This window comes from Streptomyces sp. NBC_01176, from assembly GCF_045039825.1.
Lineage (GTDB): Bacteria > Actinomycetota > Actinomycetes > Streptomycetales > Streptomycetaceae > Streptomyces.
In genome coordinates, this window is record NZ_CP108600.1 from 9112460 (window position 1) to 9124733 (window position 12274).

At 71.0% G+C, this 12274-nt stretch carries 11 protein-coding genes; 6 read left to right on the forward strand and 5 right to left on the reverse strand.

Annotation, left to right across the window (positions count from 1 at the left end; genetic code table 11):
- Positions 1–199: 199 nt before the first annotated feature.
- Positions 200–1708: a CoA-acylating methylmalonate-semialdehyde dehydrogenase gene (mmsA, locus tag OG199_RS39650; protein ID WP_405833704.1), complete on the forward strand. Its 1509-nt coding sequence runs from the start codon at positions 200–202 to the stop codon at positions 1706–1708.
- A 291-nt stretch (positions 1709–1999) separates the two neighbouring features.
- A complete protein-coding gene (locus OG199_RS39655) occupies positions 2000–2518 on the forward strand; it encodes a hypothetical protein (protein ID WP_356808816.1) in 519 nt (172 codons plus the stop codon).
- 70 nt (positions 2519–2588) lie between these two features.
- Here the strand turns inward: OG199_RS39655 and OG199_RS39660 are convergent, their stop codons facing one another.
- The 3 genes from OG199_RS39660 to OG199_RS39670 form a co-directional block, all read right to left on the reverse strand.
- The gene (locus tag OG199_RS39660) at positions 2589–3815 is read right to left on the reverse strand and encodes an MFS transporter (RefSeq protein ID WP_405833706.1); all 1227 of its coding nucleotides are present in this window, start codon (positions 3813–3815) and stop codon (positions 2589–2591) included.
- Positions 3816–4043: 228 nt separating this feature from the next.
- Complete coding sequence (locus OG199_RS39665; RefSeq protein WP_356808814.1) at positions 4044–4913, reverse strand: LysR family transcriptional regulator; 870 nt, start codon at positions 4911–4913, stop codon at positions 4044–4046.
- Positions 4914–5044: 131 nt separating this feature from the next.
- Positions 5045–5683, reverse strand: coding sequence for a sulfite oxidase-like oxidoreductase (locus tag OG199_RS39670; protein WP_401803632.1), 639 nt, complete (start codon positions 5681–5683; stop codon positions 5045–5047).
- 258 nt (positions 5684–5941) lie between these two features.
- On the opposite strand from OG199_RS39670, the gene OG199_RS39675 reads away from it, so the two are divergent.
- From OG199_RS39675 to OG199_RS39685, 3 genes are all read left to right on the forward strand, one after another.
- Positions 5942–6301, forward strand: coding sequence for a DUF6204 family protein (locus OG199_RS39675; protein ID WP_356809408.1), 360 nt, complete (start codon positions 5942–5944; stop codon positions 6299–6301).
- Between the two features lie 96 nt (positions 6302–6397).
- The gene (locus OG199_RS39680) at positions 6398–6964 is read left to right on the forward strand and encodes an SMI1/KNR4 family protein (RefSeq protein WP_356809407.1); all 567 of its coding nucleotides are present in this window, start codon (positions 6398–6400) and stop codon (positions 6962–6964) included.
- Between the two features lie 146 nt (positions 6965–7110).
- Complete coding sequence (locus tag OG199_RS39685) at positions 7111–8103, forward strand: aldo/keto reductase family protein (RefSeq protein ID WP_405833709.1); 993 nt, start codon at positions 7111–7113, stop codon at positions 8101–8103.
- 81 nt (positions 8104–8184) lie between these two features.
- Here OG199_RS39685 and OG199_RS39690 read toward each other — a convergent pair whose 3' ends face one another.
- Both OG199_RS39690 and OG199_RS39695 read right to left on the reverse strand, forming a co-directional pair.
- On the reverse strand, positions 8185–8874 hold the full coding sequence (locus OG199_RS39690; RefSeq protein WP_356809405.1) for a type 1 glutamine amidotransferase domain-containing protein: 690 nt from the start codon (positions 8872–8874) through the stop codon (positions 8185–8187).
- A 497-nt stretch (positions 8875–9371) separates the two neighbouring features.
- Positions 9372–11108 carry an MOSC domain-containing protein gene (locus OG199_RS39695; RefSeq protein WP_405833711.1) on the reverse strand — a complete coding sequence of 579 codons (1737 nt, stop codon included), beginning with the start codon at positions 11106–11108 and terminating at the stop codon, positions 9372–9374.
- 270 nt (positions 11109–11378) lie between these two features.
- Here OG199_RS39695 and OG199_RS39700 point away from each other — a divergent pair, with 270 nt between their 5' ends.
- Positions 11379–12248, forward strand: coding sequence for an alpha/beta hydrolase (locus tag OG199_RS39700; RefSeq protein WP_356806650.1), 870 nt, complete (start codon positions 11379–11381; stop codon positions 12246–12248).
- Positions 12249–12274: the final 26 nt, after the last annotated feature.

Sequence of the window (12274 nt, forward strand, 5' to 3'; positions counted from 1 at the left end):
GGTGAGGCACTTCGGGCCGCGAGGGGCTCCGAAGCCGTTGTCGGCCTCTGCGCGGAGGGATGCTGAACCGGCGGTCCCGCCCGCAGACCTGGTGGGACGTGCCCGTGGCCGAGACCGACCGGCCGTAGTCGAGGCCCCCGAGGTCCACCGACGACGACCTCGCGGCCCCGCCCCCACCCTCAGCGAAGGAGTTCCGCCGATGAAGACCGTCACCCACTGGATCGGTGGCAAGCACTACGGGGATGGTTCAACGGCCTCCGGCACCTGGAGCCCGGTGACCGATCCGGCGAGTGGAGAGGTCACCACGTTGGTCGCGACGGCGGGCGCCGACGAGGTCGACGCAGCGGTCGCAGCGGCGAAGGAGGCGTACGCCGCCTGGCGCACGTCCTCGCTCGCGCAGCGGACCGCGATCCTCTTCCGCTACCGCGAGCTGCTGAACGCGCGCCGCGACGACCTCGCCGCGCTGATCACCGCCGAGCAGGGCAAGGTCCACGCGGACGCGCTGGGCGAGGTGGCCCGGGGCCTGGAGATCGTCGAACTGGCCTGCGGGCTCGGCACGGCGCTCAAGGGCGACACGTCCACGGAGGTGTCCGGCCGCATCGACGTGGCGTCCGTCCGTCAGCCGCTCGGTGTGATCGTCGGGATCTCACCGTTCAACTTCCCGGCGATGATCAGCATGTGGATGTTCCCCATGGCGATCGCCTGCGGGAACACCTTCGTCCACAAGCCGAGCAGCAAAGCCCCTTCCGCATCCATGCTCCTCGCGGAACTCGCGGCCGAGGCCGGGGTGCCCGCCGGTGTGCTCAACATCGTGCACGGCGACGAGATCGCGGTGAACGCGCTGCTGGACCACCCGGACGTGGCGGCCGTGTCGTTCGTGGGTTCCACGCCGGTCGCCCGCCACGTCTACAGCAGGGCGTCCGCCGCCGGCAAGCGCGTCCAGGCCCTCGGCGGGGCGAAGAACCACATGCTGGTACTGCCCGACGCCGACCTCGACGCGGCCGCCGACGCCGCCGCGACCGCGGCCTTCGGCTCCGCGGGCCAGCGCTGCATGGCGGTCTCCGTGGTGGTCGCGGTCGGCTCGGCGGGCGACGCGCTGGTGCCCCGGATCGCCGAGCGGGCCACGAAGGTCAGGATCGGTCCGGGCAACGACCCGACGTCCGAGATGGGCCCGCTCGTCACCAAGGCACACCGCGACGAGGTCGCCGCCTACGTCGCGGGCGCGGCCGCCCAGGGAGCCGACGTGGTGCTCGACGGCAGGGACTTCACGGTCCCGGGCCTGGAGAACGGACACTGGATGGGCATCTCGCTCCTCGACAAGGTGAGCACCAACTCGGACGCCTACCGGAACGAGATCTTCGGTCCCGTCCTGTGCGTGGTCCGCGCGGAGACCTACGAGGAGGCCATGGACATCATCAACGGCTCCCCGTTCGGCAACGCCGGCTCCGTCTTCACCCGCGACGGCGGCGCGGCCCGCCGGTTCCAGCTGGAGGTCGAGACCGGCATGGTCGGGGTGAACGTGCCGATGCCCGTGCCGGTGGGCTACCACTCCTTCGGCGGCTGGAAGGACTCGGCCTTCGGCGACCACCGCATGTACGGCAGCGAAGCCGTGCACTTCTACACGCGCGGCAAGGTCATCACGAGCCGCTGGCCGGACCCGGCCGAGACCGCGGCCGGCCCGGACCTGGGCTTCCCCGCGTCCCGCTGACCGCCACGGGTGATGATCTTCGATCATGGAAGACCGCCTCAGAGCGGCGTCGCGACGCCGGTCGGGGTCCGCTCGACGAGCGGACCCGGGCGGTGCGCCGCGACGCCTGAGAAACGTGATGTGCAGCACGCGCGGAAATGTCCCTCGACGGCACGGGCCCAGGTTCTGGCTGGGCACGGCTTGATCGCCGATCAACGAGGGCAAAAACGCTGGCCACGGCATGTTCGGCTCATTTGACACCCACTTGAGGGCACAGATAGGAAACAGCTCTCTGAGGTGGAGAGGTGGACTGTGCACGAGCCGAACGTGGTCGGGGACTGGCAGGAGTACGACGAGCATGCCGGCCTGCGCGTCCGCGTCCACGGCGTGGAGACGGCGGAGCCGCCGCGGGGACGCGACGACGCCGCCGAAGGACTGACCTACTTCCGCTGCCGTGTGACCGTCGAGAACCGCGCCGGCGAACACTTCGGCATCCACCTCGAAGACGGCCAGATCGACATCCGTATCGGCCCCGACGGCGAGAGCGCCCTCCTGGACTGGCGCAACTCCCAGTTCATCGAGGGGTATGACGTCTACCCGCTGCGCCGGGCCACCGCGGTCCTCTACGCCGCGGGTCCGGACGCGTCACTGCCCCGGGTGGACATCCAGATCCAGCTGAAGGTCGACGACGAGTGGACCGACCGGTACCTCTGGGCGGGCGGTATCGATCTGTCCGAGGGCTCGGCCGACGCCGACACCCGCGCCGACCTCGGCGGGGACAGCCTCGCCTGCCAGGTGAGCAACTTCCTCAGGAAGGAAGCCGGTTCCTGACAGGCGGTGCGAGCCGCGTCGGGACCTGTGTCCGGCCGGCCGGTCCGTCCGGTCGTCCTGAGCGTGCCGGTCAGGCCGCGGCGGTGGCGGCACGGCGCTCCGTCGTCCAGTAGAGGAGGGCCAGGACGGGCAGCGCGGTGCCCAGGATGCTGACGGCGGTCCAGCCCGCCGCGTGGTACGCGATCGACCCGAACTGGGACCCGAGCGCGCCTCCGACGAAGAACGTGGCGATGAAGGCGCTGTTGAGCCGGGCGCGGGCGTTGGCGTCGAGCTGGTAGATGGTGTGCTGGCCGAGGATCAGTGTGGTCTGGACGGCCATGTCGAGCAGGACCGCGGCCACCGCGAGGAGGGCCACGTACCCCTGACCGAAGCCCGCGACCGCGAAGGCCAGGGCCGCGACGACGAACGCGATGCCGGTCACGGGACGTACGTGACCCCGGTCCGCCCAGTGCCCGGCGAGCGGGGCGACGGCCGCACCGGCGGCACCCACCAGGGCGAACAGGCCCACTCCGACGGGGGAGTAGTGGAAGTGGGGGCCCGTCAGGACGTATGACACGGTCGTCCAGAACGCGCTGAACGCACCGAACATCGCCGCCTGGTAGAGACCGCGGCGCAGCAACACGGGGTGGGTGCGCACCAGTTGCAGCGTCGAGCGCAGCACATGGGTGTACGGGATCGTCGTGGTCGGCGCGTGCCGCGGCAGTGCGGCGCGCAGGGCGACGGCCAGCAGTGCCATCAGGACGGCGGAGCCGAGGTAGACGACGCGCCAGCCGGCGACGTCGGAGACCAGACTGCTCAGGGTGCGGGAGAGCAGTATGCCGGTGAGCAGGCCGCTCATCACCCGGCCGACGATCCGGCCGCGGGCGTGATCCGGGGCGAGGCTCGCCGCGAAGGGGATCAGGATCTGGGCGACGACCGAGGTGCCGCCGCTGATCAGGGACGCGATCAGCAGCATCGGGAAGTTCGTGGCGAGACCGGCCGCGACCAGGGCGAGCGTGGTGACCGTCAGCAGCACGGTGATCAGCTTGCGCTTCTCCAGCCGGTCGCCGAGCGGCACCAGGAACAGCATGCCCAGGACATAGCCGACCTGGGTGAGGGTGATGAGCCCGCCGGCGGCCGCCGTGCCGACGTGGAAGACGTCGCGCAGCGAGGACAGCAGGGGCTGGGCGTAGTACAGGTTGGCCACCGTCATGCCGGAGGCGACGGCGAAGAGGGCGACCAGCCATCCCGGCACGCCCTGCGCGGTCGTGCCGGTGGCGGTCGGGTCCGAGCGCTTGAGTTCGGGGGATACGGACACGGGCACCTTCTCGGAAAGGGGAACCGGGTGGACGGTTCGGGGACGGACCGGGTGGCGGCGGAACGGCTTCCATGTCGTTCGCATGGTTGCCTCAGCGTTGCGGCGGCCGCATTGCTTCCCCCGTCCTGACGATGATCGAAGATGTCTGTCATCTCGAAGAGAGATGAGTGTGCCCAGGGTGCGTCGAGGGACGGGCGCGCACGGCGTGACGAGCGGCGCCGGCTCCACTCAGGTCATGTGCCGCAGCAGTGCGGCGACGGCCGGCGGCGCCTCGCCCCGCGGCCGGACCACCATCACCTTCCAGCTCGGCGCGTGCCGGTCGAACCGGTGCGTCCGCAGGTCGGGGAACCGGGCGGCGATCGAGCCGGGCATGACACAGACGCCCAGGTCGTTGCGGACCAGCTCGGACGCCGCCACGATGTCGTTGACCTCGAAGGTCGGCTCGCGCTCGACGGCGGCCGCACGGAACGCCCGGTCGACGGAGAGCCGGATCGCCCAGCCGGGCGTGAAGTCCACCAGCGGCAGCCGCGCGGCGTCCGCGAGCGTGACCGTCCCCTCCGTGCCGGACCCGGCGAGCGCCCGCTCCGGCGCGGACACCAGCACCATCTCCTCGCGGGACAGCAGCCGGGTGACCAGCCCGCGCTGCTGCTGGCGGTCGAGGGCGACCACGGCCAGATCCACCGTGCCCTCGCGCAGCGCCTGGCGGATGTCGGTCACCGCCGCCTGCCGCAGCCGGACCGAGACCTCCGGATGCTCCGCCCGCAGCGCGGCAAGCGGGAGGTGAAGATCGGCCCACACCCCCTGCATCGTGCCGACCGTCACCCGTCCCCGTAGCCGTCCCTGGACCACGTCGACCGCCGACCGGGCCTGCTCGGCGGCCCGCAGGGTCGCCCTCGCCGCCGGTACGAAGGCCTCGCCGGCCGTGGTCAGCGACACCCGGTGCGTGGTGCGGTCGAACAGCGCCGTTCCCAGCTCACGCTCCAGCGCGCGCACCGTGCTCGACACGGCGGACTGCACGACATGCAGCCGCTGCGCCGCCGCGGTGAAGCCGCCTTCCTCCGCCACCGCGACCACGACCTCCATCTGCCGCAGATCCATGTGCTCTCCCGACGCCGCGGATCATCTCCCCATGATGATGACCTCCCGCCGACGGTGTCCCCCACCGTGAGCCCCGTCCGCGAGGTCCGGGGAGTTCCGCCGGCCGTGCGTCGCGGACGCCGCCGGGCCGGTCACCCGGCCGGGCCGTCGCCCTCCTGCTCCTGGTGGGAGTACCGCTGCTCCTTCCAGGGGTCCGCGAGGTTGTGGTAACCGCGCTCCTCCCAGAAACCGCGCCGGTCCTCGGTCATGTACTCGATGCCGCGCAGCCACTTGGCGCTCTTGTAGCCGTAGAGGTGCGGCACGACAAGACGCAGCGGGAAGCCGTGCTCGGCGGTGAGTGGCTCACCGTTGTGGTGGGTGGCCAACAGGGTCCGCTCGGCAGTGAAGTCCGCCAGGCGGAGGTTGGCCCCGTAGCCGTATTCGGCCCAGGCCATCACATGGGTGACCTCAGGGGCCGGACGCGCCAGGTCCAGCAGGGTCGCGGCGGCGATGCCGAACCACTCGTGGTCCGTCGACGTGGGGCCCGTCGCGCAGTGCAGATCGGCGACGACCGTGATGTGCGGGAGCGCGGTGAGGTCGTCGAAGGACCACGCACGCTCCTCGCCCGCGGCGGTGGCCCCGAAGACCCGCAGGTCCCAGCGCTCCGGGCGGAACCTGGGTACCGGGCCGTAGTGCGAGACGGGCCAGCCCTGCACTCGGCGCTGACCCGGAGGGATGGGGTGGGGTGCACTCGGTGCGCCGCCGATCGCGCCCGGTCGGTCGCCTGTCATGCTCCGGCTCCCCTCTCCTGCGGCCGCCTCTCCACCTGTGCAGGGTAAGCGTTCACTCATGGTGACGCCGAGGCAGGGGCGCGCCCGTCCCGGCGCAGCCCGCGGCAGTTCGCCGCGGCGGCGCACGGGCGTCCACGACACCCGGGACGCACTCGGCCGGTGCCCCGCCCCGACACCGTGCGACGGCGCCCGGCCCGTGGGACGCCGCGGACGCAAATGCGCTGGAGCCCCGGGGGCGTCACTGGCTAGGGTCGCGGAATGAGTACTCGTACCTTCCGTGTCACCGTGCGCGGTGTCTTCGACGGCCTCGGCGCCGACCAGCGATCCGAGCTCCTGGCCCGGGCGGCGGAGCACGACGTGCTGCGCGCGGCGTTCACCGCGGAGGGGCACCTCAGCTACGACCTGGCCGCACGGTCCGCCTTCACCTTCCGCTTCCTGGACTCGGGCGAAGAGGAGGAGGACATCCTGGAGGCGACCGAACGCGCCGAAGAGGCGGCGAAGGCGTGGCTGACCCAGCGCGGCTATCCCTACAAGAACCTCAGGTCCACCGCCGAGGACCTCTCCCTGGCACCCCTGGGCAAGCGGCAGCGCCGCGCCGCCGCCGAGAAGTACGCCTGATTCCGCACAGCCGCCACCGCCGCCGAGAACCACTCCTCATTCCACACCGCCACCGAGGAATCCCGCTGTCGCAGGCGAGTGATATCCATGGGCGACATGAACACGGATCATGCCGCCCCTGCGGAGATCGAGGCGCTTCGCGCGGCCTTCGACGTCGATGACGACGGCGCGTCGGCGCTCGGCTGGCCGGCGGTGCACGCCTTCGAGAACGAACACGGCATCGTGCTGCCGGAGCCCTACCGGACGTTCGTCGCCGAGGTGACCGACGGGTCCTACGCCGGTCCACCGGACCACGGACTGGTGGGGCTCGCCGACCACCCCGACGGCGAAGCGACCGACGAGGAGCGCGGACAGGTCCTCAGCCGGCCGTTCCCGCTGACCGAGGCGTGGCTGTGGGAGGACGACCCCCGGCCCGCCGAAGAGCTCGAACCGACCCTCGACCAGGTCTTCAGACACGGCTCGATCGTGCTGGGAACCGACGGCTGCGGCATGAACTGGCACCTGGTCGTCACCGGTCCGCACCGGGGGCACATCTGGAACATCACGGGCGAGGGCGCGAACCCCTTCGGCGCACCGTTCGGTCACACGACCGCCGATCCGGGCTTCGCGGGCTGGGTCGGACACTGGGCAGCGGGCAACTCCTGGTACGACGCCGCCGAGTGAACGACGGAAGCCCGGACCGGGGCGCGTGGACAGGAGAGCCCCGCCGGCCGCCCTTCCCGGTGCCGGGCCCGGTTTCCACGCCAGAGCGTTTGCGGGTTACATGGTGATCGTCCGCTTCGTCGAAGGAACCACGGAAGGGAACCGTCATGCGTTTTCGGAAACTCGGCAGCTCGGACCTGGAGGTCTCGGAGATCTCCCTGGGCTCCTGGCTCACCTACTCCGGAGGCATCCAGGCCGAGCAGACGCGCGCCTGCACCGAGGCCGCGTTCGACGCGGGCATCAACTTCTTCGACACGGCCAATGTCTACGGCCGGGGCGCGGCCGAGTCGGCCTGGGGCGAGATCCTCTCCGCGCACCCCCGAGACTCGTACATCCTGGCGACCAAGGTCTGGGGGCAGATGTCGGACACCGACCAGGGCCTGTCCGCCGACCAGATCGGCAAGCAGATCGACGCCTCGCTGAAGCGGCTGCGGACCGACCATGTCGACCTGTACCAGGCCCACCGATTCGACGTGACCGTGCCGATCGAGGAGACGGTCGAGGCACTCCAGAAGGTCGTGCGACAGGGCAAGGCCCGCTACCTCGGTTTCAGCGAGTGGACTCCCGAGCAGATCCAGGCGGCCGTCGACCTCGCGGGGCCGGAGCTCTTCGTCTCCTCGCAGCCGCAGTACTCGATGCTCTGGCAGGCGCCCGAGGCGGAGGTGTTCCCCGTGTGCGCGGCCAACGGCATCTCGCACATCGTCTGGTCCCCGTTGGCGCAGGGTGTGCTCACGGGCAAGTACAAGCCGGGACAGCCGCTCCCCGCCGACAGCCGTTTCGCCAACGACGCGATGAGCGGCTCCAAGGACCTCGTCCTCAACGACGCCGGCCTGGAGGCCGTTCAGCGGCTCGTTCCCGTGGCCGAGGGCGCGGGTGTGAGCCTGCCGACCCTGGCGCTGGCCTGGGTGCTGCGCCGCGGTGAGGTGGCGTCGGCGATCACCGGAGCCTCGCGGCCCGAGCAGGTGCGCGCCAACGCCGCGGCCGCGGGTGTGCACCTCACGGACGACGTACTGGCCGCCGTCGACGCGGCGCTCGGCGACGTACCGGTCAGTCGTCCGACCCTCGCACCGTTCGCGGCCGAGGGGGTCCTGCGCCGCTGACGCACCCGGCCGCAGCCTGCCGCCCCGCCAGTCCGCCGTCCCGGTCGGTGCGCCACGTGCGGCGCCACGGCCGACGCTCCGTCAGAGGACCTTGACCAGTTTCTCCGCCAGGACGGCGGCCGAAGCGGGGTTCTGCCCGGTGAACAGGTTGCGGTCCACCACCGTGTACGGCTTCCACATCTCGCCGCGGGTGAACTCGACGCCCAGGTCGTTGAGTTCGTCCTCCAACAGCCATCTGGCGCGGGAGCCGAGACCGACGGCGTTCTCCTCGTCGTTGGTGAAGCCCGAGACCCGGTAACCGGCGAACGGCGAGACGCCGCGGATCCTGGTGGCCAGCATGGCGGCCGGGGCGTGGCACACCACGGCGAGGGGTTTACCGGAGGCGAGCGCCGCGGTCAGCAGCCGGCCGGCGTCGGCGTCGACACACAGGTCCTCCATCGGACCGTGACCGCCGGGGAAGTAGACGGCGTCGTAGTCCTCCAGGCGGGCGTCGGCCAGCTGGATGGGCCGCCGCATCTCCTCCGCGGAGCGGATGATCGCTTCCAGATCGAGAGCGGTCTGCGCACTGCCCGCCATCTCGGGGCGCAGGCTCATCATGTCCACGTTCGGCACCACCGCGCCGGGGGTGGCGACGACGATCTGATGTCCGGCTTCGGTGAGCGCCTTGTACGGGGCCGCGAACTCCTCGGCCCAGTAACCGGTTGCGTGCCGGGTGCCGTCCTTGAGCGTCCAGTACGTCGCTCCGGTCATCACGAACAGAAGTTTCGCCATGGTGGGACTGCCTCCTCGTCTCTGCCCGGCACGGGCGCGGGCAGCGCGTCGCGCAACTGCCTGGGACGGAGGTGCGGCGGACCGGTGCGGTGGGGCCCCTTCTCACGGAGTCTCCGCGGTCGCCGGCCCGTACCTCGGGGGATGCCGTCAGGGCGAGGGCGGTGGCACGTCGTCCGGGACCGGAGTGCCCTCGCCGTCGTCGCTCGGGAGCGGGACTGGTCGCGGGATGAGTCGATCTTCGAGGGCGTCCATCCCGAAGAGGAACGCCATCATGAGACCCGGCGCTAGCAAAGCAAGCATGATCACAGGACCTCCCCAGGGGGTAGTCAAGCTGTGGGCCGCCGTGGTGCCGCTATTCGAGTATGGGCCCGTATGGCGTAGCACGCATGTCGTGGCCGGTGACCGAGAGTGACCTGTTCAGGGCCCCTCTCCGAGCGGACGCCTCGCCCGGGACGGGCTGCTTGCCGTACCTCTCGCGGACCGGACGTGTCCGAGTCCTAGAGGTCGAGGACGACGTCGGTGGCCGGCCGGCTGCAGCAGATCAGGACGGTGCCGGCCTCGGGAGGTTCGAGGGGCTGGGCCGTGTAGGCGATGTCGCCCGAGACGACGGGGGTGACACAGGTGTGGCACACGCCGGTGCGGCAGGACCAGCGGGTGGGGACGTCGCAGGCCTCGGCGAGGTCGAGGAGGGACGCGCGCTCCGGTGACCAGGGCGTGGCGATGCCGCTGCGGGCGAAGGTGACGAGCGGCCCGGTCGCCACGGAACCGGTGGCCACGGGATCGGCCGGCTGGTGCGGCCGGACCGCCGGCGTGGCCGTGATGCCCGGGTTGATGGCGGGCAGGGCGCTGAACACCTCGGTGTGGATCCGCTCGGGCGTCAGCCCCTGGGCGCGCAGATGACCTCCGACGGTGTCCATGAAGGCGGCCGGGCCGCAGAGGTAGGCGTCCGCGTCGGCGGGAATGGCCATGTCCGCCAGGGCCTGGGCGGTCAGACGTCCTTGGCGGATGTGGGCCGCACCGTCGCTCCGGGGGACTTCGCCGGCCGCGGTGTAGGAGATGTACGCGCGGCCCTGGGGGAGCCGGGCCAGCAGCGCCCGGGTCTCGGCCGCGAAGACATGCTGCGTGTGGTCCCGGGCCGTGTGGATCCACCACACCGGGCGGGGGTCCCGGGCCGCGGCGAGCCGGTGGAGCATCGCCAGCACGGGGGTGGCGCCGATCCCCGCGGAGACGAGGACGACCGGGCCGGTGCCCTCGTCGAGCACGAACGTCCCGCGGGGGCTCGCGATGTCCATCAGGTCCCCGGGGTGGAGGCATGCGTGGAGGTAGCCGCTGACCCGGCCGTGGGGCTCGCGTTTCACGCTGATGCGGTAGGTGCCGGCGTCCGGCGCGGAGGACAGGGAGTAGCTCCGTACCGCGGGGGCGTCCTTCCCCGTGGTGAGCCGGATGGACAAGTACTGACCGGGCCGGGCCCCGGGCAGCGGAGTGCCGTCGGTGGCGTCGAGGTGGAACGACGTGACGCTGGGTGTTTCCGGGACGACGCGGGCCACGCGCAAGGTCCTGAAGCCGGGCCATCCCGTTTCCTGTTGCGGTGACTCGCCCTGCGCGAGTTCACGGAACGACTGCTGCCATCCGGGGCTGAGGGCAGGGATGCTCAGCGCTCTGCGCAGCTTCGCGGGATCACGGTCGGGGAGGTAGAGCAGCGCGTCGATGTCGGCGACGCTGAGTGCTTCCGGGCCCCGCCGGGTGCGGGTGATGTCGTCGCCGGCCTGCACATGTCCCTCGGTGATGACGCGCAGGTAGAAGCCGGGGCGGTGGTGGGCGACCAGGAGGGAGGCCATGGCGGGTTCGCCCAGGCGCATTCCGACGCGGTAGCAGGTGACGCGGGGCTGGGTGACCTCGAACTCCGCTTCGCCGATCCGGTAGCGGTCGCCGATGCACACCTCGTCGTCGGGGAGCCCGTCGACGGTGAAGTTCTCTCCGAAGCTGCCGGGCGTGAGGTCCCGGCGGCTCAGCTCGTTCTCCCAGTACTGGTAGGACTGCAGCTGGTAGACGAGGACCGCCCGGTTCTCGCCCCCGTGCCCTGCCAGATCTCCCTGGCCGTCCCCGTCGATGTTCAGGTGCCGCACCATCCGGCGGCCGTGCACGGGTGCCTTCCACGCGCCCGTGTGGACGGTCCTTCCCTGCCACGGGACGTCCTTGGGTTCCCCTACGTTCACGGACAGCAGCGTCGCCATTGCGGTACTCCTGCGTGGGTGGCCGGCCGGGAGCAACTCCCCTGTGGCTCTTGTTGCGCCACGGTCGATTTTAGTTCTTCGTCCGCTGTCGTACCGGCTCGGTGGCCCGGGGGCGCTCGCGGGCGGACGCTGGAGGTGAGGGCCCGGGCGGCTCCAGCCCCGGAGGAGGGACCCGCGTCAAGCTAACCAGTAAAAATGCATTGACAGGTTAGAGCGAGGCGTGGTCGACTGATCGCGTAACCCTTAAAGGTGAAGTGAGAGGTTAGAGAGATGACTTCCGTAGTCCATCACCGCACCGCCACCGTCAATGGCCTCGAGGTCTTCTACCGGGAGGCCGGCGACCCGCAGGCGCCGGCCCTGGTCCTCTTGCACGGCTTCCCGACCAGCTCGCACATGTTCCGTCACCTGATCCCGGCGCTCGCCGACCGCTATCACGTCATCGCCCCCGACCACATCGGCTTCGGTCAGTCGGCGATGCCCGCGCCGAGCGACTTCCCCTACACCTTCGAGGCCCTCACCCAGGTCACCTCCGACCTGCTCGAACAACTGGGTGTCGACCGCTTCGCGATGTACGTGCAGGACTACGGTGCTCCCATCGGCTGGCGGCTCGCGCTGCAGGCGCCGGACCGCGTCACCGCGATCGTCACCCAGAACGGCAACGCGTACGTCGAGGGCTTCGTCAAACCCTTCTGGGACGGCGTGTTCGCCTACGCCGAGGCGCCCGGACCGGAGACCGAAGCCCCGATGCGCGGTGCCCTGACCCCCGAGATCACCCGCTGGCAGTACGTCAACGGCGTCGCCGACCCCAGTCTCGTCAGCCCCGACAACTGGGTCCACGACCAGGCCCTGCTGGACCGGCCCGGCAACGACGAGATCCAGCTCGAGCTCTTCCGCGACTACCCCACCAACGTGGACCTCTACCCGAAGGTCCACCAGTACTTCCGCGACTCCCAGGTGCCGGTGCTCGCGGTCTGGGGCGCCAACGACGAGATCTTCGGGCCCGCGGGCGCGGAGGCGTTCCGCCAGGACCTGCCCCAGGCCGAGGTCCATCTGCTCGAATCGGGGCACTTCGCGCTGGAGAGCCACCTGGAGAACATCACCCAGTACATCCGCGACTTCCTCGGCCGCGTCGTCGCCTGACGCGCCAGGGCCGGGGTGACCGGAGC